The following is a 22,039-nucleotide window of genomic DNA, read 5'->3' as shown; positions in this document are numbered from 1 at the left end:
CCGGGATCAGCCCCGGAGGGTGACCTCGCGGGCCCCCGTGTACGGCGCGAGAGAGCGCACCGTACGCGGGGTGCGCAGCCGCTCGTCCTCCCAGAGCCCCCGCAGCGCGCCGAACGCGGGCAGCCGTTCGCCCGTCACCCGGGTCACCTCGTCGTACAGGAGCCGGTCGGCCTCGGCGAGTTCCGCGTCGCTGTCGGCCCCGGCGCCCCAGACGTCCCACTGCGACATCTCGGACTTGTTGAGTGCGGCGAGGTCCAGTGGTACCTCGCCCGCCACGAACCACGTGCCGCGCAGCGGGCCCCCGGGGTCGGGCCCGAAGCGCCCCGCGTCCGCCTCGCCCGCCCTGATCGCCCGCCAGGCGGCGCCCGCGACCCTGCGTCCACAGGTACCGAGACGGCCCCCCCTCACTGCATCTTGGCGCGCCCGTCCTGCTTCCACGTCGTGATGAGGGCGACGCAGGCCAGGGCGATCGCGACCCGGCCGGTGGCCTGGAGCAGGGGCCCGCGCAGCAGGATGAAGGAGTAGCCCGCCACGAGGGGCACCAGGATCGACACCAGGGAGCCCGGCGCGGTCCTGCGCACCGCCCGGCGCGCGTAGCGGCGGTCGACGCGGGCCGAGGCGTAGCCGATGCCGAGCAGCCCGAAGAAGACACCGAGCGGACCGAAGTCGATCCACAGTTCGGCCCAGACCGGGGAGGACAGGTTGGTGTTCTTGGTGTCCATCCACTCGGCGACGACGACCCCGGTGTCCTTCGGCTTGCCCGCCCACACCGAGCGGGGCACCGCGAACAGCACGTCGCCCGCGAACTGCAGGCCGAAGGTGTGGCCCTCCCCGGAGTGCACGAAGGTGATGGTGTTCGCGAACATACCGACCTGGTCGTAGTCCTTGAGGGCCAGCGGCTCCAGGATCGAGGTCGTCTGCATCGGCTTGTAGTTCTTGTCGTCGTAGCGGAACCGGTCGGCGAAGGGGAACACGATGAGCGCGACCACCACGCCGAGGCTCAGCGCCGAGCGGTACATCGCCGCGCTGCGCGGGAAGACCGTGAACAGCAGCGAGAACATGACCGTGAGGAACCAGTAGCGCGGGTTGGAGATGGGGTTGTTGACCACGCAGTTCAGCAGCACGAGCGCCGCCCACACCGAGATCACCGCGACCGAGCGCCGCGCCCGCCGCGAGGTCACCAGCCAGCGCGTGTAGATGAGCAGCGACAGCAGCGCGGGCACGGTCCCGAAACCCCGCAGGATCGCCTGCCCGGCCTGCGAGTCGGCCTGCGAGAGCCCCGCGTCCTCGATGCCCGCGATGATCTCCTGGCGGCTGCTGAAGAACACCGCGGGACCACCGAGCTTCTGCACGAACAGGGCGCTGGCCACGAAGGACACCCCGACCAGGACGTACAGCCGCCTGCGGTGCACGAGGGCGGGCCGGGTCTCGCCCCGGCCCCGGCCGCCCGGCCGGTGCCGCGCGAGCAGCACGCCGAGGTCGAAGGCGATGCAGCCCGCCAGGATCAGGGCGATCGCCTCGGTCAGGTCGCCGCGCGCCCCGACGACCGGCGTCGGCACCTGCCCGAGCACGGCCTGCGCGAGCGGGGCCACCCCCATCGCCATGTAGACGAACAGCCAGAACGAGCCCTGCAGCAGCTTCCGTTTACTGGTCAGCACCATCGCCGACAGCCGGGCGCCCGCGTACACGGTCAGCGCGAGCTGGAGCCAGAAGGCCGCGTCGCGCACGCCGCTGCCCGGCTGCGTGCACACCCACAGCGGGAAGAACACCGCGAGGCCCAGGACGAGCGGCACGGACAGGGCGCGCGAGAGCATGGTGCGCGGGGAGGTGGGCTTGCCCCACTCCGTGTCCCCGCCGTCCCCGCCGTCCCCGCTGTTCCCGCGCGGCGGCACGGGAGGCGTCGGCGGCAGTACGGCAGCCCCGCTGTCCGCGTCCTGAGTGTCCATCGCCATGTACTGGCCCCCGCCCCCGGAGCTGCGCCCCTGACAACATTCCGGATACGCCCCGGAAGAGATCCCCCGCGGCAGTCTACCGACGCCCGACGGTCACCTTGAGTCAACCATTAGGCTGAGCACCGAGGGCGCCCGGGGAGGCGCCGGTGGGGGTTATGAATTCATGCGCAATCTCCCGGCCTTCACGCTGGCCGGATACGACAAGGGCCGCGGCAAGCTGGTCCAGGCCCTGTGGTTCGCCGTGATGAACACCGTCTTCATGGCGTGGTTCACCCCGGCCCGGCTGCGGGTCGCGCTGCTGCGCGCCTTCGGGGCGAAGATCGGCGAGGGGGTGCTCATCCGGCACCGGGTCCGCGTCCTGTGGCCCTGGAAGCTGGAGATAGGCGACCACACCTGGATAGGTGAGGGCGCCTGGCTGCTCAACCTGGAGCCCATCAGCCTCGGCGCCCACGTGTGCGTCTCGCAGGAGGCGCTGCTGTGCACCGGCAGCCACGACCACCGCCAAGCCGACTTCCGCTACCGCAACGCGCCGATCACCGTGCGCGACGGCGCCTGGGTCGCGGCCCGCGCCACCGTCCTCGCCGGAGTCACCGTCGGCAGCCAGTCCGTGGTGGCCGCCGGCACCGTCCTGCACCGCGACCTGCCCGACCTGACACTGCACGGCGTCGACGGCACCCGCAGGCCCGTGCAGGAGCCCGTATGAGAGTCCTGCACGTCGTCACCCTGCACAGCCCCACCGGTGCCTTCGGCGGTCCCGTCCGGGTCGCCCTCAACCTGTCCAAGGGACTGGCCGAACGCGGGCACGAGGCCGCCCTGGTGGCGCTCGGCGACGGCTTCGAGGGCGAGCTGCCCACCGAGGTCGAGGGGGTGCCCGCCCGCCTCTACCCGGCGCGCCGCTTCGCCCCGCTCGGCTTCAGCGGCATCACCTCGCCCGCCCTGCTGAGCGCCGCCACCAAACTCGTCAAGGACGCCGACGTCGTCCACGTGCACCTCGCGCGCGACCTCGTGACCCTCCCGGTCGCCCTCGCGGCGCTGCGCGCGGGCCGGCCCCTCGTGCTCCAGACGCACGGCATGGTCGACCCCAGCGGCCGGCTGCTCGCCAAGGTCCTCGACGCGCTCGCCGTGCGCCGGCTGCTGCGCTCGGCGGGCGCGGTCCTGTACCTCACCGACCACGAACGGGCCGGGCTGGACGCGGTGGTGGGCGCGCCGCCCCTGGAGCGCGCCGTGCGCCTCGTCAACGGAGTCCCCGTCCAGGAGCCGCGCGCCCCGTGGCGGGGCGGCCCGCCGCACATCCTGTACGCGGCCCGGCTCCAGGCACGCAAACGACCGCGGGACTTCGTCGCCGCCGTCCCGGAGATCCTCGTCCACCACCCCGAGGCCACCTTCACCGTGGCGGGGCCCGACGAGGGCGAACTCGCGCCGGTCCGCGCGCTGATCGACGAACTGGGACTGGCCGACCGGATCGCGGTGCCGGGCGCGCTGAGCGGCGAGCGGATGCCCGAGGAACTGCGCGCCGCGACCGTCTACGTGCTGCCCGCCGTGGACGAGCCCTTCCCCATGTCGGTACTGGAGTCCCTCTCGGTGGGCACCCCGGCGGTCGTCACCACCTCCAACGGGCTCGCCAAGGACATCGCGCGTTCCGGTGCCGGCCGGGTGGTGACCGGCGCGGGGGGACTGGCCGCCGCCGTACGCGACCTCCTGGACCCCGCCGCCCACCGCGAGGCCTCCCGCGCGGCGCTGGAACTCGCCACCGGCTCCTTCTCGATGGACTCCGTGCTCGACACCCTGCTCGGCGTCTACACGGGCCTCGGCGTGCGTTAGCGGTCCCCTCGTCCACGACGAACCCGGTGGCGGCCCCCGAGAGCCGCCACCGGGTTCGTCGTGGACGGGCACTCAGCTCAGGATCGGGATGAGTCCCAGGCCGAAGACGACGTAGAAGAGCGCGGCCACGGCCAGCCGCCCCGGGGTGAGCCTCTTGGCACGCATCGTCAGCAGCAGGTAGACGATCGCCGCCATGGTGATCAGGCCCGCCCAGAGCAGGGCGCCGTCGAACTTCCACCGGGTGAACAGCAGTCCCAGACCGCTGGGGACGGTCGCCTGGATCATCATCGCGCCGGAGATGTTCGCCAGGGCCAGTCTGGTCTTGCCCTGGCGGACCCAGATGATCGCGTTCATGATCTCGGGCAGCTCCGTCGCCACCGGCGACAGCAGAAGCGCGGTGACGGCGGCCGACAGGCCGAGCATCGGGCCGATCGCGTCGAGCTGCTTCACGAACAGCTGCGAGGCGAGGAAGATCACGAGCAGCGTCGCCAGGGTCTGGACCACGACCGCCCAGGTGGCCGGTGTGGCCGCCTTGGGCTGGAGCTTCAGCGGCTCCAGCTCCTCGTCCTCCTCCTCGCCGTCGTCCTCGCTGCGGATCTCACGCCAGAAGTAGGCCGCGTAGGCGCCGAAGAACAGCAGGCCGAGAACGGGCTTGAAGGCGAACGCGACCAGGCCCAGACACACCTTGACGACGAAGATCGGCAGGAACCACTTCTGGTCCTTGGCCAGCCGCCGCATGTCCTTCTCGTCGCCGAGCGCCTCCCCCTCCTCAAGGCGGACCGGCGGCATGCCGGTGGTCTGCAGGACGAGACGGCGCTCCCTGCGGCGTTTGAGGAGCAGCATCGCGCCGGTCACCCCGTAGGCGACCGTGGCGAGGGCCAGCGGGCCGCCCATCGCGGCGCCGACACCGATGTTCCTGGCCTCCTCGGTGGCGCCCGTGGTGACCGCGACCAGCGTCACCACCGACTCGGGCAGCGCCGTCCCGAACGCGGCCAGGATCGTGCCGACCGCCGTCCTGCCGACGTTGAGGCGTCTGCCCAGCCACTCCACGGCGTTGACGAACCACTCGCACGAGAGATAGATCGCCACCGCGCACACGACGAGCACAACGAAATGCATCACACTGACCGCCCGGTTTTCCCGCGTCACGGGTTCCTCGGCGAGACGCCGCGGGAGTCCCGGCGCACACGACCTCGGCCCCGCGACGTACGTACATCGTCGACAAAGAGCCGAAGGTCTCGCCCACCCGGCAGATTGTGCACGGGCCCGGCCACCGGGAGCCGTAAGGGGCTCCAGCATGTCGACGACCGGTTCGCGGGGCTACTCCCCTTCGCGGCGGCTCACTCTACACAGAGCGGCGCGCGGCCTGTGGGGGCCGGGGCACGGCGTGGGGCGGCTCAGACGGGCAGCCAGGCGTAGCAGCCCGTCGACACGAACTTCGCCGTCCCCGCCGGGATGTCCGCCGTCACCTTCGCCGGCTTCTGCCCCTGCGGGGGACCCGAGGCGAGGACCTTGCCGCCCTCGCCCAGCGCCTGCCAGGTGCAGGAACTCGTGTCGGCCGTGAGCGCCCGGTAGGTACCGGCGGCCGGACTCCTGCGGGTGCCGTCGCTGAAGCCCTGCCGGGCGCGGTCCAGCAGCGGCTGCTGCTCGGGGCACAACTGTTCCACGGCGGCCGGCGCGTCCGGGATCTCGCCCGTGATCAGCGCGCCGACCACCGCGTCCTTGTCGTGCTGAGCGGTCAGCTCGATGCGCTGGCAGGCCTCCTGACCCGTCTGGAGGACCGAAGCGGGGTCCACGTCCTTCGGGACCCGCCCGCTCAGGTACTTCTTCTCCTTCTTCGTGAACGAACCGGTGGCCGGCTTGAGACCGTCGTCGGAGACCACCGAACCGGTGGGCTTCGGCTGCGCGGAGGCGGCGTTGGCGGCCGGCTGGTCGGCGGCCTTCTCGTCCGGGCCCCCGCTCTCCTCGCCCGCCGCGGGGGCGGAGGTCGCCGCGCCCTTGGCGCTGTCCTTGTCGTCGTGGTCGGAGCCGCACGCGCTCAGCGTGAGCAGGGCGGCGGCCAGGACGGCGACGGCCGCCGGGCGGCGGTGGGAGATACGCATGGGACACAACTCCTGTACGGATGGTGCGGTGCCTCGCGGCGGGTCGTGCGGGGGATCGGGGGGTACGGGACGCCGGTACGGCGCGGGGCCGGACACCTTCCCGGTGTCCGGCCCCGCACCCGGTCAACGCCGTACGCTCACGGCGCTCCGAAGGTCAGCATGAGCTGCGGGGTCTGCGCCCCCGCACTCGCCTCGCTGGACCACAGCCACAGCGGGTCGGTGCCCTCGCTGGTGAGCGCCATGCTGTACTCGGCGCCCAGCGCCTTGGTCATGGCGGTGGTGTCCAGCAGCGCCGAGTAGACCGTGGAGCCCTCGGTCGCGCCCGTCAGCGTGCCGAGCGCGGAGGTGCCGAGCGAGGGACGGTTCTTGTACGTGACCCCGTCCTCCGTCCAGTCCCCGGCGACCGGCGAGATCTTCTGCGGGTCGGTGGAGCCCGCCCCCGCCTGGGTCGAGGTCTTCACCGCGAGCCGGGCGCTCTTGAGCACCGTGCCGGGCGGGGCCTTCGGCAGCGTGAACCGCAGGTAGGACTCGTACGCCGAGGTGCCGCGCACCGCGAGCGAGGCGGAGGACCCGTAGTTGGTGCTGGGGGCCCCGGCGTTCGCGTAGCTGTCCTCGCTCGCCGTCACCTTCACGATCGTGTCGGCCGGAGCCGGGTTCGTCGCGAGCTGGTAGTGGCGGGCGACCTGATCGCCGGTGAGCGCCTTGTTGTAGACGGCCGTCTCGTCGATCTGCCCCGCGAAGAACTGGCTGGAGGGAGCCTCCGGCCAGCCGCTGATGTTGTCCCCGCCGACGTGCCAGTAACCCGAGTACGACTGGTTGCCGCTCACGTCGTTGACCTGCTGGAGCTTCCCGTCGACGTACAGCGCCATGCCGTTGGCGCTCTGCGTCCCGACGGCATGGTGCCACTTGCCGTCGTTGAGCCCGGCGCTGGAGGCGACGACCTTGGGCAGGCCCGGGTGGGCGCCGAAGATCACCTTCCCGGCGTCGGTCATGTACAGGTGCTTGTCGTAGTTGCCGCTGCCCCGGGTACCGGTCTGGTCGCCGAAGCCGACGAGCTTGCCGCCCTTGGTCGAGGTCGTCTTGAACCACGTCTCGATCGAGAAGGCGCCGTCGACCGTCGTCCTGTTGGCGGTGTCGACCTGCTGGTCGGTGCCGTTGAGCGACAGGGACTTCGAGGAGCCGCCGACCGCGCCCGGGGTCTGTCCGAGCGTCGGGGCGTTCGCGCCGATGCCGTGCAGGTCGCCCGAGGAGAGGTCGCCCACGAAGGGGCCCGCGCTCTCGTCGTAGCGCCAGTACATCGAGGCGCCGTCCTCCAGCACCGCGTTCGGGTACGCCTCGGCGCTCTCCGGGACGGTCACCGACACCGAGTTGGACAGGGCGCTCGTGTTGCCCGCCGCGTCCGAGGCGGTCACCCGGTAGGTGTAGGTCTCGCCCGCCTTGGCCGTGGTGTCCGTGAAGGACAGCTGCGGCCGCGACCACTCCAGGGAGTCCCCGGTCATGGTGTGGATCGGGGTGGCGGAACCGTTGCGGTAGACCTTGTACGTCAGCTTGCTGTCGTCCAGGTCGAGGCTGGAACGCCACCGCACCTGCACCGCGCCCGGCTTGACGCTGGCCGCGCTGGCCTGCGGAACCCCGGGCGCCTTCGTGTCGGGACCGGTCGCGAAGCGCGTCAGCCCCTGCGCGGCGCCACCGTTGACGGTGGTGAACTCGCCGCCCACCCACAGGTACTTCTGCGCGCCGGTGCCGGATATGGACATCGCGCGGGGGCCGATCTGCTCGCCGATCCCGTCGTTGGTGTCCGGCATCCAGCCCAGCTTGTGCACGTCGTCGACCGACTGGGCGAGCAGGTGGTGACGGCGGCCGTCGGGGAACTCCCCGACGCTGGAGCAGTCGTGCGCGTGCGAGGCGCTGTAGAGCACCCCGTTGTACGGCAGCACCGCCTGCGTCGCGCCCAGGCAGGTGTCCCGCCAGCGCTGCGCGTAGGTGTCGAGGTCCACGGCGATCCGGCCGTCGAACACCCCGCCACCGGTGCCCTCGTTGCCCGTGTAGAACCCGGTGCCGTCCGTCGCGATGGACTTCACGACCGAGTTCTGTGGCACGAAGTTGTCCGGGTACGTCTTCACGTTGGCGCCCGTGGTGGCGTCCACGACGCCGAGGGCGTGCGAGTCGGCACCGTTGACCGTGAAGAAGTCGCCGCCCAGCAGGACGTGCTTCTTGTCCGGGGTCACGGCGATCGCGCGCCCCGGCTGGTCGGCGTCCGCCTGGAAGGGCAGCACCGCGCCGGTCCTGCCGTTGACGGCGGCGAAGCGCTTGTGCGACTGGCCGCCGACGGTCTGGAAGTCGCCGCCCGCGTACACCGTGTCGCCGGACACCGCGAGGGCCCGCACGGTCGCCGAGAAGCTCGCCTTGAAGTCGGTCTTCGGCTTGCAGGTCGCGATGTCGATCGCGGCCAGGCTGCTGGCCTGCACCCCGTTGACCGCGCCGAAGTAACCGCCGACGTACAGCGTCTTGCCGTCGTCGGAGACCGCCATCGCGCGCACCGTCGCGGTGCCGCTGGTCACCGTGAACGACAGGTCGCAGTCGATGGGCGCGCCCGTGGCGGCGTTCATCGCGGCGAAGTTCACGGCCGACTTCGGCGTGCCGCTCGCACCGTTCGGCGGTTTCAGCTGCGAGAAGGTGCCGCCGACGAAGACGGTGTCGCCGGACTGGGCGAGCGCCCAGACGATCCCGTTGGTCTGCCAGGTCGGCAGGTCGTCGGCGGTGAACGCGACCGGCGGAGTGACGGCGGCCGCCTGCGGAACGGCGGTCGCCCCCATTCCGAGAACGGAGGCGGAGAGGACAAGGGCAGCGGAGAGCCCCTTGGATCTTTGCATGTACCCCCCAAGGCTATGGGCCCGGACGAGCGGCCTGCTCTGGCCGAACGGATCAGTATCTTCGCAGGAGAACTCCGGGCGAGGGACAGCCGGGTGGCGCCTCATGGGGGTTCCTTGACCGTATCGGTATGAAAACCGGTCAGCAGGCCCGGAGAAATCGGTTGCCCCGGCCGTCCCGGCCACGACCGCGCGAGGGTGGGGCCTGCGAGGTCACGCGCGAGGCCCCGCGTCCGACGGGTGCCCCCGTCGGACGCGGGACGGACGCGGGCCCGACGTGAGGTGTGTTCCGCGCGGGCGGGATCAGCGGTCGATGCGCACCGTGGCGCCCGCCAACTGGTCCTCGACCTGCCGCACGTCGGCGTCCACCATGATCCGGGCCAGCTCCTCGACCAGCACGCTGGGCTTCCAGCCCAGCAGCTCCCGGGCCTTGCCCGCGTCGCCGATCAGCGCGTCGACCTCGCTGGGGCGCTCGTACTTCGGGTCGTAGCGGACGTACTCGTTCCAGTCCAGGCCCGCGTGCGCGAAGGCGGTCTCCACGAACTCCCGGACCGTGGCGGGGACCCCGGTCGCCACCACGTAGTCCGTCGGCTCGCCGTGCTGGAGCATGCGCCACATCGCGTCGACGTACTCCGGGGCGTAGCCCCAGTCCCGGACGGCGTCCAGATTGCCCAGGTACAGCCGGTCCTGGAGCCCCGCCTTGATCCGCGCGACCGCACGGGTGATCTTGCGGGTCACGAAGGTCTCACCGCGCCGCGGCGACTCGTGGTTGAACAGGATGCCGTTGACCGCGAACATGTCGTACGCCTCGCGGTAGTTGACCGTCGCCCAGTAGGCGAACACCTTCGCCGCGCCGTACGGGCTGCGCGGGTGGAAGGGCGTTCCCTCGTTCTGCGGCGGGGGAGTGGCGCCGAACATCTCCGAGGAACTCGCCTGGTAGATGCGCGTGTTCACCCCCGAGGCGCGGATGGCCTCCAGCAGGCGCAGGGCGCCCAGGCCGGTCACGTCACCCGTGTACAGCGGCGCGTCGAAGGAGACCCGCACATGCGACTGGGCGCCCAGGTTGTACACCTCGTCGGGCTGTATCTCGCGCAGCAGGTTCACCAGCGCCACCCCGTCACTGAGGTCGGCGTGGTGCAGCACGAAGGAGCGGTCGGCCTCCTGCGGGTCCTGGTAGATGTGGTCGATCCGCTCCGTGTTGAAGCTGGAGGAACGGCGCAGCAGTCCGTGGACCGTGTAGCCCTTCGACAGCAGCAGTTCGGCCAGATACGAGCCGTCCTGCCCGGTGATGCCGGTGATCAGTGCGCTCTTGCTCATGAGTGGTGCCCCTCCTGAACCGGCCGGCCGGAGTGGGGGCCGCCTTCGTGGTTCTGAAACGTGGTGGTGAGGTGGTGAACGGTGGTCCTCGGGCGGGGCGTGGGGCCCCGGCCGGCGGGCGGGCGGCCCGGAGGTCGTGCGCGGAGCGTACGGCGGCCCCGGGCGCCGGGGGAACCCGGGGCGACGGGCCCGGCGACAGGTCTTTTGCCGCGTTCCGCGAAGAAAATCCCGTACCGGGTGCCGTCGGCGGGCTGTGTCCTGGCATGATCCGGTCCATGACCGAACCGCAGCTCCTGCCGGAGCAGGCCCGAATATTCGTCGCGGGACACCGCGGCCTGGTAGGTTCCGCCGTCGCGCGCAAGCTGCGCGCCGACGGACACGAGGTCCTCACCCGCACCCGCCAGGAACTCGATCTGCGCGATGCGGCGGCCACCGCCGCCTACCTCGCCCGGACCCGACCCGACGCGGTGGTGCTCGCCGCCGCCAAGGTCGGCGGGATCATGGCGAACAGCACCTATCCCGTGCAGTTCCTGGAGGAGAACCTCCAGATCCAGCTGTCCGTGATCGCCGGGGCGCACGCGGCGGAGGTCGGCAGGCTGCTGTTCCTGGGCTCCTCGTGCATCTACCCGAAGCTCGCCCCGCAGCCCATCAGCGAGGACGCCCTGCTGACCGGCCCGCTGGAGCCCACCAACGAGGCGTACGCGCTCGCCAAGATCGCCGGCATCGTGCAGGTGCAGTCCTACCGCACCCAGTACGGCGCCTCCTACATCTCCGCGATGCCGACCAACCTCTACGGCCCCGGGGACAACTTCGACCTGGAGACCTCGCACGTCCTGCCCGCCCTCGTGCGCCGCTTCCACGAGGCGAAGGCGGCCGGCCGCGAGGAGGTCGTGCTGTGGGGCTCGGGCAGCCCGCGCCGGGAGTTCCTGCACGTGGACGACCTCGCCGACGCCTGCGCCCTGCTGCTGCGCTCCTACGACGGCGCCGAACCGGTCAACGTCGGCTGCGGAAGCGATCTGACGATCAGGGAACTGGCCGAGACCGTCAAGGACGTCACCGGCTACACCGGGTCCATCGGCTGGGACACCTCGAAGCCCGACGGCACCCCGCGCAAACTGCTCGACATCTCGCGGCTCGCCTCGCTCGGCTGGAAGCCCCGCGTCCCGCTGCGCGACGGCATCGCGCGGACCTATGAGGCGTGGCGCGCCACGGTCTGAGACCGTGGCCGCCCCGCCGGGCTCAGTACGCACCGCGACCGTCGACGACGGCGCGGAGCGTACGGGCCATGACGTCGACATCGCTGGTGAACGACCAGTTGTCGACATAGCTGAGATCGAGCTGAACCGTCTCGTCCCAGGACAGGTCGGAGCGCCCGCTGATCTGCCACAGCCCGGTCATCCCGGGCCGCACGGCGAGCCGCCTGCGCTCGGTGTCCGAGTACGTCGCGACCTCGTCCGGCAACGGGGGACGCGGTCCCACCAGGGACATCTGCCCCACCGCCACGTTGAGCAGCTGGGGCAGTTCGTCCAGCGAGGTGCGGCGCAGCAGTCGGCCGACCCCGGTCACCCGGGGGTCCTTGCGCATCTTGAACATCGCGCCGTCGTGCTCGTTCTCCGCCGCGAGTTCGGCCTTCATCGCGTCCGCGCCGACCTTCATGGAGCGGAACTTCCACATCCGGAAGGGCACCCCGCCCTGCCCGACGCGCTCGCTGCGGTAGAACACGGGCCCGCGCGAGGTGAGCTTGATCGCGAGCGCGATGCCGAGCAGCAGCGGGGAGATGACCGCGATCCCCGCGACGGCCAGCACCCGGTCCAGTACGGTCTTCAAAGCCGGCTGGACGCCGCGCCGTACCGGTGGGGCTATCCGCAGCAGCGCCATCCCGGCCGCCGAGGTCGTCTCCAGACGTTTGGGCGCGACCTCCACGAGGCCCGGGGCCACGGCCAGTTCGAGGCCCGCGTCGTGCAGCCCCCAGGACAACTGCCGCAGCCGGTCCCCGGACATCTCCCGGCCCGCCGCCACCAGCACGACGTCGACGCGCAGTTCGAGCGCCGCGGCCAGGACCAGGGTGGTGTCCCCGCCCGGAGTCGTGGGCCGGTGCTCGGGCAGCCGGGCGGCGAGCCGCAGGCCCCCGTCGAGCGGGCCCTCGCCGATCGCGACCACGCCGACCACGACGTACGGATGGTTGGTGTGCCCGGCGAGGTGACCGGCCACCGACTCGACGGCCGGCGGCTCCCCGAGCAGCAGGACCCGCACCACGCCCTGCGCGGCCCTGCGGGTCGCGGCGAGGTGGCGGTAGGTGAGCTTGCGGCAGGTCAGGGTCAGCACGAGCGCGGGCAGCAGCGCGGCGAGGCTGACGAGCTGGCCGTGCCGCAGGTCCGCCGCGACGTGCACGACGGCGAGCACCCCGATCAGGATGAGCCAGTCGTGCAGCACCGGCAGGGCGCCGCGCGACTCACCGATGGCCCGCGCCGCGTAGCGCTGACGCAGGGCCTGCACGAGCACCCAGGCCGTCGCGGCGACGGCCGCGGCGGCCTTCGGGTAGGGCTGGTCGTGCCCCTGGAAGAGGACGGCTACCGGAACGGAGGTCCCGAGCACGTCGACGAGCAGCGCGAGTGGCAGATACCACCGCGCCTTGCTTCCCGGGGGAAGTCCCCTGGGCAAGCGACTGACTGTGGACGCACTTGTCTCAGGCGACTGGACATGCCACATGTACCCCCCCGGCACGTGTTGACGAACCACGACTCATCGGTCGAATCCCCGATCGACGAACAAGTGTGGCAACGGAGAACACTATGGCACTGGCCGGTCTTCTCGCATCTCCGTTTACAGGAACGTCCGCTCCCGGTGACCTTCCATTAACTCCGGGGCGGCCGCTGAGGGCGGCTCCCGAATCGGACGGCAGTTCGTGAAGCGAGTGAAGTGGCTACAGTATGCCCGAGCTGTGCCCGTGTTCGCCCCGGGCCCGGATTAAACGGAGTCCTGCCGTCCGCGGGGTTCTTGTTGTCCCGTCCTGTCCGATCCGCTGTACTACTGGCGAGCCTTCCGTGACGCGAAGCTCGTGACAGAGGGGAATCCCAGTGACGCAGCCTCCGCCCCGTCCCGCTCCGCACCGCCGTTCACCGCTGGGCGGACGGCTGCGGCTGCTGCTCGCCGCGCTGTCGGGTGTCCTGCTGCTCGGCGTGGTCGCCGGCACCGGCCTCGCGTGGGGTCCGCTCGGCGACTCGGGGGGCGGCGGGCAGCAGTCCGCCCTGCCGCCGTCCGCGGCCGCTTCCCCGCTGCCCCCCGCGGTCCGCCCGACGGCCGAGGCCCTGCCCTTCGACCTGCCCGACCCGGCCGCGCTGCGGGCCGCCTCCGGCAAGAAGGTCTTCGCGCACTACTTCACGCCCTACCCCGTCTCCCTCGACAACCAGCCGCCGGGAGCCGACTACTACGCGCGCAACTACCTGCGGCAGGACGGCGAGAAGGGCAAGCACGCGGCCTACGGCGGACTGCTGCGCGACCGGCCGCTGCCGGTCGCGCCCCAGCAGGGGGACTGGCAGCGGGCCAACCTCGAACAGGAGGTGGCCACCGCCCGCGAGGCCGGACTCGACGGGTTCAGCGTCGACCTGTTGTCGCTCTCCGGCACCAACTGGGACCGCGTGAGGCTCCTGATGGAGGCCGCGCACACCGTGGACCCGGAATTCCGGATCATGCTGATGCCCGACATGGTCGGCCTGCGCACCGACCCCGTCACCCTCGCCGACAAGCTCGCCGAACTCGCCGCCGCCCCCGCCGCCCAGCGCCTGGACGACGGGCGTCTCGTGATCTCCCCCTTCAAGGCCGAGGCGCAGGAGCCCGCCTGGTGGAGCCAGGTCATGGACCGGCTGCGCCAGGCCCACGGCGTGGACTCCGCGCTCGTCCCGGTGTTCCTCAACCTGCCCGCCAACGCCGAGAAGTTCGCCCCGGTCAGTCACGGTTTCAGTGAGTGGGGCAACCGCAGCTACACCACGCAGAACGGTGCGGCAGCCGACATCGCCCTCGCCCAGCGGTACGGGAAGCTCTGGATGCAGCCCGTCTCCGTGCAGGACGCCCGCCCCAACCAGGGGATCTTCGACGAGGCGGGCAACACCGCGACGCTGCGCGCGAGCTGGCAGGCGGCCATCGACCAGGGCGCCGACTGGGTCCAGATGACGACCTGGAACGACTACTCCGAGGGAACGCAGTTCGCCCCCTCGCTGCACAACGGCTACACCTACCTCGACCTCTCCTCGTACTACCTGACCCGCTTCAAGACCGGGCAGTGGCCGAGGATCGTGCGGGACGTCGTCTACCTCAGCTCGCGCACCCAGTTCGCCGCCACCGCGCCGGCCGCCGGGCAGCAGCGGCTGATGCGCCTGCGTGGCGGCTCCGCACCCACCCGGGACGCCGCCGAGGCGCTCACCTTCCTCACCGCGCCCGCCACCCTCCGCACCGAACAGGGCGGCACTCCGCGCGAGGCGCGGGTCCCCGCCGGGGTGCACTCCACCCTCGTCCCACTGGGCGAGGGAACCGGCTCCGCCGCCGTGTCGCGCGAGGGCAGGACCGTGGCCTCCGTCCGCATGGCCTACCCGGTGGTCCGTCAGCCGCAGGTCCAGGACCTCCAGTACTACGGGGTCTCCAGCGGGCGCACTCCGGCCGGGGGCCCGCGCTGAACCGGCCGCGGCCCCCGCGCGGCGACGCTTGACCTCAAGTTTGGTTCGGGTCCTAGCGTCGCCGTCATGAGCATGGAAATGACGGCCTGGAGCCAACTGCGCTCGGCCATGAACGCCGAGAGCACCCACCGCCCGCTCGCCCGCGCGACCCTGCGCAGGATCGCCCGCTTCGCCCGGCCGCACCGCGGCCGCATCCTCGCCTACCTCGTCCTGAGCGTGGCCACCGCGCTGCTCGCCGTCGCCACCCCGCTGCTGGCCGGCCGGGTGGTGACCGGGATCGTCTCCGGCGCCGACCCCGGCCGCGTCACCCGGCTCGCGCTGCTGATCGCCCTCATCGCGCTCGCCGAGGCCGCGCTCGCCCTGACCGGCCGCCGGCTCTCCGCGAGTCTCGGCGAGGGGCTCATCCTCGACCTGCGCACCACCGTCTTCGACCACGTCCAGCGCATGCCGGTCGCCTTCTTCACCCGCACCCGCACCGGGGCCCTCGTCAGCCGCCTCAACAACGACGTCATCGGAGCCCAGCGCGCCTTCAGCGACACCCTCTCCGGGGTCGCCGCCAACCTCGTCACGCTCGTCCTGACCCTCGGCGTGATGCTCGCCCTGTCCTGGCGCGTCACCCTGCTCGCCCTCGTCCTGCTGCCCCTCTTCGTGATCCCGGCGCGCCGCACCGGGCGGCGGATGGCCCGCCTCCAGCGCGAGGCGGCCGAGCACAACGCCGCTATGGGCACCCGGATGACCGAGCGCTTCTCCGCGCCCGGCGCGACCCTCGTCAAACTCTTCGGCGATCCCGGCCGGGAGTCCGCCGCCTTCGCCGAACGAGCCGCCCGCGTCCGGGACATCGGCGTGCGCACCGCGACGGCCCAGTCGGTGTTCGTGACCGCCCTCACGCTCGTCTCCTCGCTCGCCCTCGCCCTGGTCTACGGAATCGGCGGGCGTCTCGCACTGGACGGCACCCTGGAGGCCGGAGCCGTCGTGTCCCTCTCCCTGCTGCTGACCCGGCTCTACGCCCCGCTCACCGCGCTCGCCGGGGCGCGGGTCGAGGTCATGGGTGCCCTCGTCAGCTTCGAGCGGGTCTTCGAGGTCCTGGACCTCGAACCCCTCGTGGCCGAACCGGAGCAGGCTCGCGAGGTGCCGCCGGGCCCGGTCTCCGTCGAGTTCGAAGCGGTGAGCTTCGCCTACCCGGCGGCCGACAAGGTCTCGCTCGCCTCCCTCGAAGAGGTCGCGGGCCTCGACACGCGGGGCGGCCAGGAGGTTCTGCACGGCATCTCCTTCCGTGCCGAACCGGGACAGACCGTCGCCCTGGTCGGGTCCTCCGGAGCGGGCAAGTCGACCGTCGCGAGCCTCGTGCCCCGCCTCCACGACGTCGACGCCGGGGCCGTCCGCCTCGGCGGCGTCGACGTGCGCGAACTCGGCGGCTCCGCGCTGCGCGCCACCGTCGGCATGGTGACCCAGGACGGCCACCTCTTCCACGAGTCGGTACGTGACAACCTCCTGATCGCCGACCCCGGGGCGAGCGAGGAGGAGCTGTGGGAGGCGCTGCGCCGGGCGCGCCTGGACCGTCTCGTGGCGGATCTGCCGGACGGACTCGACACCGTGGTCGGCGAGCGCGGCTACCGGCTCTCCGGCGGGGAACGCCAGCGGATGACGCTCGCCCGGCTGCTGCTGGCCCGTCAGCGCGTCGTGATCCTGGACGAGGCCACCGCGCACCTCGACAACACCTCGGAGGCCGCCGTCCAGGAGGCGCTCACCGAGGCCCTCGCCGGACGCACCGCTCTCGTCATCGCCCACCGCCTGTCCACGATCCGCTCCGCCGACCTCATCCTCGTGGTCGAGGACGGGCGGATCGCCGAACGCGGCACCCACGAGACGCTGCTGGCCCGTGGCGGACGGTACGCGCAGCTCTACCGCACCCAGTTCGCCCCCGCCGAGACCGCGCCCGTCTCCTGAGGGAGCCCGGAGCCCGGCGGCGGACGCGCCACCGCCGCACTGGTCCGTACGGCTCAGGAAGGGGGCGTGGGCGCGAGCCCTCCGGGTACGCGGGGGAGAACTCCGGAAGCCGAACCGTTTCCTGGCCGGAAGGAGAACCGCATGACCCGCACGAACGAGGGCGCCCCGCCCGCCTGGACCAGCCCGCCGCCGGACCCCGTGCCCCCGGCGCCCACCCCGACGCCGACACCGGCCCCCAATCCGGTGCCCGAACCGGTACCGCCGTCCCCCACGCCCGTACCGGGCCGCCCCGACCCGGTGCCGCCCACCCCGAGGCCGGTACCGGGCCCGGGGCCCGCACACCCCGACCCCGAGCCGCAGCCGCCCCTTCCGGGCCCGGCGCCCTCGCCGGTACCGCCCGAGCCGGGGCCGGAGCCCGAGCCGCAGCCGATGTGAGCCGCGTCGTAGGACGGGGAGGAGGGCGGCACCCCACCCGGGGTGCCGCCCTCCCCCCCCCCCCCGGGGGCCGCCGGCGCGGGGGGGGGGGGGGGGGGCGCCCCCCCCCCGGGGGCCCCCCCCTCCTCCCCGTCCTGCACGGGCCGCTCAGCTCTCCACCTCCGAGCGGTCGCCGCCCCACAGCGTGTGGAAGGTGCCCTCGCGGTCGGTGCGGCGGTGGCTGCGCGTGCCGAAGCAGCCCCGTTGCCCTGCGCTGGGCGCGACCCGGGGGACCCCGGCACCGCCCTCGCGACGGAGGCCGGCGTCCTCGTGCCGCCCGCGCTCGGCGGTCCGCTGACCGCCCGTGCCGTGTCGCTGCTGCGATGCGCCGCGATCGCCGGCCCGGCCACCAACCAACTCGACGAACCGGCCACTGTCCGCCTCCTCGCCGCGCGCGGAATCCTCTGATGGGCGGCGGACGCGGTCGTCAGTGCGGGAGGAGGCACGCACCCACGCCACCGGTGTCGCGCTCGGTCGGGAGTCCGGGGAACAGCTGACCGAGCGTCTCGCCGGTACAGCCGGTACGCTCCGTCAGGTCCTCAACGCCGCCCGGAACCACGGGAGTACACCTGCGGCCGCGGCCGCGGAACTCGTGGGGCGGCGCGTCAGCCAGGGTGCCTCGCACCCGGTCAGGACGCGGTGAGCCCGTGGTCCTCCGGGCTGCCGGGCCGGAGGCAATCCGAGCCCGGGCATTCCACCCGACAACACAGGAGAGCTGACGAGATGACGAACCGCTGGGTCGGAGTGACCATCGACTGCGTCGACGTGGAACGGGTCGCGGATTTCTGGAGTGCGCTGCTGGACCGCCCGCGACTGCCGTCCCGGCCCGGCTGGGCCTACCTCGGCCGTTCAGGTGACCCAGAGCCCCGCCTCAACTTCCAGCCCACGACCGAGCCGAAGCACGGCAAGGTACGTCTGCATCTGGACGTCGGAGTGGACGACATCGACCAGGGCATCGCGCAGGTCAGCGCTCTCGGCGGCCGGTTCACCGGCGAACGGTACGACTACGACGAGGGCGTGGTCGTCGTGATGGCCGATCCCGAAGAGCACGAATTCTGCCTGGTCCAGTACTACTGACCCGCCCCAGGCGCTCTCGCGCGTTGACGTCTCCATGCTTTCGGCAGGGACACGGACCCGGAATGGAGCGGCAGCGGGAACGTGGCGACGCCGCCACAGCTCATGGCGCGTCAACCTCATCGAGCGCCGCGCCCCCGTGCGTGACATCACCGTGCGCGACGGGTGTCGCGCACAGCGTGGGCATGGCCTCGGGGGCTTTGTCGACCGACCAGCAGATCGGCGGTGCCCTGGGCGTCGCCGTGATCGGAGCCGTCTTCTTCGACACCTTCCGCCCCGACACGGACGGGAAGACCGAGGCCGCAGGCCATGCCTTCGCCATGTCGTCCCTGGCCACGTGCGCCATCGCGGTCCTGGCGGCCGTACTGGTCTTCCTGCTCCCGAAAAACCGGGCCGCCGCCGACTGACGCCCCGCGGCGTCAGGAGCGTGGGGCGACGAGCAGGCCTTCGATGATGCGGCGGGCCTGGCCCACCGCTTCGGCGTCCCCCAGCCGCACGTCCCTGATCAGGTAGAACGGCACTCAGCGGGACGGCCGCCAGCCACCCGACACGAACGCTCGCGGTCCCGTGACGCGTAGGTCTCGGGCTGAATTCGGAGGACGGCCTTCTGGAGACCCAGGACGGACCTCTGTGTCCTGGGCCCCAGTAGCCGGAACTCGATCCGGGGGAGCGGGCTCCGCCTCGGCGTCAGCTCTCGACCTCGGTCCTGTCCCCGCCCCACAGCGTGTGGAAGGTGCCCTCGCGGTCGGTGCGGTGGTAGGTGTGGGCGCCGAAATAGTCGCGCTGGCCCTGGGTGAGGGCGGCGGGGAGGCGTTCGGCGCGCAGGGAGTCGTAGTAGGCGAGGGTCGCGGCGAAGGCGGGGGTGGGGACGCCTTGGGTGACGGCGGTGGAGATGACGGCCCGCCAGTCGTCCTGGGCGGCGGCGATCTCGTCGGCGAAGCCCTTGTCGGCCAGCAGGCTGGGGAGGTCGGGCTGGGCCTCGTAGGCGCTGGTGATGCGGTCGAGGAAGGCGGCGCGGATGATGCATCCGCCGCGCCAGATGGCGGCGATCCCGCCGAGGTCGACGTCCCAGTCGTACTGCTCGCTGCCGGCGGCGATCTGGTGGAAGCCCTGGGTGTAGGAGACGATCTTCGAGGCGTACAGGGCCTGTTCGACCTGGTCGGCGAAGGCCGCCGCCTCGTCCTCGCCGAGCGGCCGGGCGCTGGGTCCGGCCAGGTGGCGGGACGCCTCGCGCAGGGCGGCGTGGCCGGAGACGGAGCGGGCGAAGACGGCCTCGGCGATGCCGGAGACGGGGACGCCGAGGTCGAGGGCGATCTGGACGGTCCAGCGGCCGGTGCCCTTCTGCTCGGCCTGGTCGAGCACCACGTCCACAAAGGGCTTGCCGGTCGCGGCGTCGACGTGGGAGAGGACCTCCGCGGTGATCTCGATGAGGTAGGAGTCGAGGCGTCCGGTGTTCCAGGTGCGGAAGATGTCCGCGATCTGCCCGGCGGAGTAACCGGCCACGTCGCGGAGCAGCTGGTAGGCCTCACCGATGAGCTGCATGTCGGCGTACTCGATGCCGTTGTGCACCATCTTCACGAAATGGCCCGATCCGTCCGGGCCGATGTGTGTCACGCAGGGGTCGCCGTTCTTGGCTTTCGCGGAGATCTTCTCCAGCATCGGTCCCAGCGACGCGTACGATTCCTCGCTGCCGCCCGGCATGATGCTGGGCCCGTTGAGGGCGCCCTCCTCGCCTCCGGAGACTCCGGCGCCGACGAAGTGGATGCCGCGCTCGCGCAGTTGCCTCTCGCGGCGGCGGGTATCGGCGAAGTGGGCGTTCCCCCCGTCGATGATCATGTCGCCCTCCTCCAGCAGCGGGGCGAACTCCTCGATCACCGCGTCCGTGGGCTCGCCCGCCTTCACCATCACGACGAGGCGGCGTGGCCGCTCCAGCGCGGCGACGAACTCCCGCGCGCTCTCGGTGGGCACGAACGTGCCCTCCTCGCCGAACTCCTCGACCAGCGCGTGCGTCTTCGAGGCGGTGCGGTTGTGCAGGGCGACGGTGAACCCGTTGCGGGCGAAGTTGCGCGCGAGATTGCGCCCCATCACCGCGAGTCCGGTCACACCGATCTGGGCCGAAGCGCTCATTCCTGTCACTCCCTGAGACCTGTGGGGTCGAGGGGCCCGCGGACCGGGCCCCGGATGTCCGTCGTACGGCGGTCTGTGCGTCGGGTCCGTGCGCCGGGCGACGCACCGCTGACGCCAGTATCGCCACGAACCGCCGACATCTCCTGCGCGGGGCCGCAGCCGCCGCGCCGACGGGCGCCCGCCGGGCCCGGGTACCCGCGAAGGGCTCTCCCGACCCCCCTCGTGAGCTGCGTCTTCAGCCATTCCGCTTGTCGCGCACAGTGCGGGCGGCCTAACTTTGCGCTGCTGACCCACGTCCGGGACCACCTCCGAGGGAGTCTCCATGCCGTTAGGCCGTCACCGGCGCTACCAGCCGCACCCACTCCAGCGCGCGTCCCTCACCGTCACCGCCTCCGGCGCCGGACTCGCCCTCCCGCTCGTCGCCGTGGGCTCCGCGCACGCCGCCACCGAGGACACCTGGCGCAAGGTCGCCGCGTGCGAGTCGGGCAACGACTGGGACATCAACACCGGGAACGGCTTCTACGGCGGCCTCCAGTTCACGCAGAGCACCTGGAAGGCGTACGGCGGCGGGGCCTATGCCGATCGCGCCGACCACGCGAGCCGCGCCGAGCAGATGGCCGTCGCCGAGAAGGTCCTGGACGGCCAGGGCCCCGGCGCCTGGCCCCAGTGCGGACCACGCGCGGGACTCGCCCGCGGCGGCCCCGCCCCGGGGGCCCACCCGGACGGCGCCGAGAAGGCGAAGCCCGTACAGCAGAAGCAGGCGCAGCAGCAGCAGAAGCAGGCGCAGCCGGCCAGGGCGAAGGACGTCCCGGACGTCCGCGTGAAGCACACCGCGCAGGGGGCCGAAGCGGCCCACAGCACGCACGCCAACCCCGCGGCCACCCCGCAGTCCCGGGCGGGCACGGCCCGTATGTACACCGTCCTGCACGGCGACAGCCTCTCCGGGATAGCCGAGGACCAGCGGATTGCGGGCGGCTGGGAACAGCTCTACGCGATCAACCGCGCCACCGTCGGCGCCGACCCCGACCTGATCCTCCCCGGCCAGCACCTGTCCCTCGCCGGTTCCGGCGAGAAGGCCGGCCCGCGCCACACGCCGCAGAAGACGGCACCGAAGACCGCGCCGAAGAAGGCGGCACCCAAGAAGGCGGCACCCAAGAAGGCCGAGCCGAAGGCCCCGGCGCGCGAGGCCGAGGTGAAGAAGGCCCCGGCGCACACGGAGCAGCCCAAGAAGGCCGACCGCGCCACCCGCACCGGCAGTCTGACCGCGCCCGTCGCCGCGGGCACCGGCACCCAGTACCGCGCGGCGGGCTCCTCCTGGTCGAAGGGCTACCACACCGGCGTCGACTTCCCGGTGGCCACCGGCACCTCCGTCAAGGCGATCGGCGCGGGAGAGGTCGTCTCGGCCGGCTGGGGCGGCAGCTACGGCTACCAGATCGTCATCCGCCACCACGACGGCAGGTACAGCCAGTACGCGCACCTCTCGGCGCTCAACGTCAAGGCCGGGCAGAGTGTCGCCGCGGGCCAGCGCATCGCCCGTTCCGGGGCCACCGGCAACGTCACCGGGCCGCACCTGCACTTCGAGGTCCGCACCGGCCCGGGCTTCGGCTCCGACATCGACCCGCTGGCCTACCTGCGGGCCGGCGGCGTACACGTCTGACCGCCCCGACCGCCCGGGTCGGCCGTCG

The 22,039-nt window shown here is 72.2% G+C and carries 18 protein-coding genes; 10 read left to right on the top strand and 8 right to left on the bottom strand.

What is annotated here, in order from left to right; genetic code table 11:
* Nucleotides 1-6: 6 nt before the first annotated feature.
* Nucleotides 7-408, bottom strand: a complete 402-nt coding sequence (locus AB0J21_RS01000; protein ID WP_363143610.1) for a hypothetical protein — start codon at nucleotides 406-408, stop codon at nucleotides 7-9.
* On the bottom strand, nucleotides 405-1,814 hold the full coding sequence (locus AB0J21_RS00995; RefSeq protein WP_363144069.1) for a hypothetical protein: 1,410 nt from the start codon (nucleotides 1,812-1,814) through the stop codon (nucleotides 405-407). The genes AB0J21_RS01000 and AB0J21_RS00995 overlap by 4 nt, the downstream gene beginning before the upstream one ends.
* A 301-nt stretch (nucleotides 1,815-2,115) precedes the next feature.
* Between AB0J21_RS00995 and AB0J21_RS00990 the strand changes: the two genes are divergently transcribed.
* Both AB0J21_RS00990 and AB0J21_RS00985 read left to right on the top strand, forming a co-directional pair.
* Nucleotides 2,116-2,655: a WcaF family extracellular polysaccharide biosynthesis acetyltransferase gene (locus tag AB0J21_RS00990; RefSeq protein ID WP_363143609.1), complete on the top strand. Its 540-nt coding sequence runs from the start codon at nucleotides 2,116-2,118 to the stop codon at nucleotides 2,653-2,655.
* Nucleotides 2,652-3,773, top strand: coding sequence for a glycosyltransferase (locus tag AB0J21_RS00985; protein ID WP_363143608.1), 1,122 nt, complete (start codon nucleotides 2,652-2,654; stop codon nucleotides 3,771-3,773). Before AB0J21_RS00990 ends, AB0J21_RS00985 begins: the two co-directional genes overlap by 4 nt.
* Before the next feature lie 72 nt (nucleotides 3,774-3,845).
* Here the strand turns inward: AB0J21_RS00985 and AB0J21_RS00980 are convergent, their stop codons facing one another.
* The 4 genes from AB0J21_RS00980 to gmd all read right to left on the bottom strand — a co-directional run bounded on the left by AB0J21_RS00980 (nucleotide 3,846) and on the right by gmd (nucleotide 10,062).
* A complete protein-coding gene (locus AB0J21_RS00980; protein ID WP_363143607.1) occupies nucleotides 3,846-4,892 on the bottom strand; it encodes a sodium:calcium antiporter in 1,047 nt (348 codons plus the stop codon).
* Between the two features lie 278 nt (nucleotides 4,893-5,170).
* Complete coding sequence (locus AB0J21_RS00975; RefSeq protein ID WP_363143606.1) at nucleotides 5,171-5,875, bottom strand: hypothetical protein; 705 nt, start codon at nucleotides 5,873-5,875, stop codon at nucleotides 5,171-5,173.
* 137 nt (nucleotides 5,876-6,012) lie between these two features.
* Nucleotides 6,013-8,748 carry a LamG-like jellyroll fold domain-containing protein gene (locus tag AB0J21_RS00970; RefSeq protein WP_363143605.1) on the bottom strand — a complete coding sequence of 912 codons (2,736 nt, stop codon included), beginning with the start codon at nucleotides 8,746-8,748 and terminating at the stop codon, nucleotides 6,013-6,015.
* 300 nt (nucleotides 8,749-9,048) lie between these two features.
* Complete coding sequence (gene gmd / locus AB0J21_RS00965; protein ID WP_363143604.1) at nucleotides 9,049-10,062, bottom strand: GDP-mannose 4,6-dehydratase; 1,014 nt, start codon at nucleotides 10,060-10,062, stop codon at nucleotides 9,049-9,051.
* Between the two features lie 275 nt (nucleotides 10,063-10,337).
* Between gmd and AB0J21_RS00960 the strand changes: the two genes are divergently transcribed.
* Nucleotides 10,338-11,279, top strand: a complete 942-nt coding sequence (locus AB0J21_RS00960; RefSeq protein ID WP_363143603.1) for a GDP-L-fucose synthase — start codon at nucleotides 10,338-10,340, stop codon at nucleotides 11,277-11,279.
* A 22-nt stretch (nucleotides 11,280-11,301) separates the two neighbouring features.
* On the opposite strand, the gene AB0J21_RS00955 is transcribed toward AB0J21_RS00960, so the two are convergent.
* Entirely contained in the window at nucleotides 11,302-12,786 is a 1,485-nt protein-coding gene (locus AB0J21_RS00955) for a sugar transferase (protein WP_363143602.1), read from the bottom strand.
* Nucleotides 12,787-13,139: 353 nt separating this feature from the next.
* On the opposite strand from AB0J21_RS00955, the gene AB0J21_RS00950 reads away from it, so the two are divergent.
* The 6 genes from AB0J21_RS00950 to AB0J21_RS00925 all read left to right on the top strand — a co-directional run bounded on the left by AB0J21_RS00950 (nucleotide 13,140) and on the right by AB0J21_RS00925 (nucleotide 18,634).
* A complete protein-coding gene (locus tag AB0J21_RS00950) occupies nucleotides 13,140-14,732 on the top strand; it encodes a glycoside hydrolase family 71 protein (protein WP_363143601.1) in 1,593 nt (530 codons plus the stop codon).
* Nucleotides 14,733-14,804: 72 nt separating this feature from the next.
* Nucleotides 14,805-16,679 (top strand): ABC transporter ATP-binding protein, encoded by a 1,875-nt coding sequence (locus AB0J21_RS00945; protein ID WP_363144068.1) that lies wholly within the window; start codon nucleotides 14,805-14,807, stop codon nucleotides 16,677-16,679.
* A gap of 141 nt (nucleotides 16,680-16,820) precedes the next feature.
* Entirely contained in the window at nucleotides 16,821-17,114 is a 294-nt protein-coding gene (locus AB0J21_RS00940) for a hypothetical protein (RefSeq protein WP_363143600.1), read from the top strand.
* A gap of 243 nt (nucleotides 17,115-17,357) precedes the next feature.
* Nucleotides 17,358-17,561 carry a hypothetical protein gene (locus AB0J21_RS00935; RefSeq protein WP_363144101.1) on the top strand — a complete coding sequence of 68 codons (204 nt, stop codon included), beginning with the start codon at nucleotides 17,358-17,360 and terminating at the stop codon, nucleotides 17,559-17,561.
* A 315-nt stretch (nucleotides 17,562-17,876) separates the two neighbouring features.
* Nucleotides 17,877-18,230 (top strand): VOC family protein, encoded by a 354-nt coding sequence (locus tag AB0J21_RS00930; RefSeq protein ID WP_363143599.1) that lies wholly within the window; start codon nucleotides 17,877-17,879, stop codon nucleotides 18,228-18,230.
* 182 nt (nucleotides 18,231-18,412) lie between these two features.
* Entirely contained in the window at nucleotides 18,413-18,634 is a 222-nt protein-coding gene (locus AB0J21_RS00925; protein ID WP_363143598.1) for a hypothetical protein, read from the top strand.
* A gap of 280 nt (nucleotides 18,635-18,914) precedes the next feature.
* On the opposite strand, the gene gndA is transcribed toward AB0J21_RS00925, so the two are convergent.
* On the bottom strand, nucleotides 18,915-20,354 hold the full coding sequence (gndA, locus tag AB0J21_RS00920; protein ID WP_363143597.1) for an NADP-dependent phosphogluconate dehydrogenase: 1,440 nt from the start codon (nucleotides 20,352-20,354) through the stop codon (nucleotides 18,915-18,917).
* A 322-nt stretch (nucleotides 20,355-20,676) separates the two neighbouring features.
* On the opposite strand from gndA, the gene AB0J21_RS00915 reads away from it, so the two are divergent.
* Nucleotides 20,677-22,011: a transglycosylase family protein gene (locus tag AB0J21_RS00915; protein ID WP_363143596.1), complete on the top strand. Its 1,335-nt coding sequence runs from the start codon at nucleotides 20,677-20,679 to the stop codon at nucleotides 22,009-22,011.
* Nucleotides 22,012-22,039 lie beyond the last annotated feature (28 nt).

This window comes from Streptomyces sp. NPDC049954 (assembly GCF_040656295.1).
Lineage (GTDB): Bacteria > Actinomycetota > Actinomycetes > Streptomycetales > Streptomycetaceae > Streptomyces.
This window is presented reverse-complemented; position numbering and strand designations above follow the sequence as displayed.

Coding starts and splice junctions, on each gene's coding strand:
- AB0J21_RS00995 (WP_363144069.1), bottom strand. CDS start 1,814: ATGCTCTCGCGCGCCCTGTCCGTGCCGCTCGTCCTGGGCCTCGCGGTG.
- AB0J21_RS00990 (WP_363143609.1), top strand. CDS start 2,116: ATGCGCAATCTCCCGGCCTTCACGCTGGCCGGATACGACAAGGGCCGC.
- AB0J21_RS00985 (WP_363143608.1), top strand. CDS start 2,652: ATGAGAGTCCTGCACGTCGTCACCCTGCACAGCCCCACCGGTGCCTTC.
- AB0J21_RS00980 (WP_363143607.1), bottom strand. CDS start 4,892: ATGCATTTCGTTGTGCTCGTCGTGTGCGCGGTGGCGATCTATCTCTCG.
- AB0J21_RS00975 (WP_363143606.1), bottom strand. CDS start 5,875: ATGCGTATCTCCCACCGCCGCCCGGCGGCCGTCGCCGTCCTGGCCGCC.
- AB0J21_RS00970 (WP_363143605.1), bottom strand. CDS start 8,748: ATGCAAAGATCCAAGGGGCTCTCCGCTGCCCTTGTCCTCTCCGCCTCC.
- gmd (WP_363143604.1), bottom strand. CDS start 10,062: ATGAGCAAGAGCGCACTGATCACCGGCATCACCGGGCAGGACGGCTCG.
- AB0J21_RS00960 (WP_363143603.1), top strand. CDS start 10,338: ATGACCGAACCGCAGCTCCTGCCGGAGCAGGCCCGAATATTCGTCGCG.
- AB0J21_RS00945 (WP_363144068.1), top strand. CDS start 14,805: ATGGAAATGACGGCCTGGAGCCAACTGCGCTCGGCCATGAACGCCGAG.
- AB0J21_RS00940 (WP_363143600.1), top strand. CDS start 16,821: ATGACCCGCACGAACGAGGGCGCCCCGCCCGCCTGGACCAGCCCGCCG.
- AB0J21_RS00930 (WP_363143599.1), top strand. CDS start 17,877: ATGACGAACCGCTGGGTCGGAGTGACCATCGACTGCGTCGACGTGGAA.
- AB0J21_RS00925 (WP_363143598.1), top strand. CDS start 18,413: ATGGCCTCGGGGGCTTTGTCGACCGACCAGCAGATCGGCGGTGCCCTG.
- gndA (WP_363143597.1), bottom strand. CDS start 20,354: ATGAGCGCTTCGGCCCAGATCGGTGTGACCGGACTCGCGGTGATGGGG.
- AB0J21_RS00915 (WP_363143596.1), top strand. CDS start 20,677: ATGCCGTTAGGCCGTCACCGGCGCTACCAGCCGCACCCACTCCAGCGC.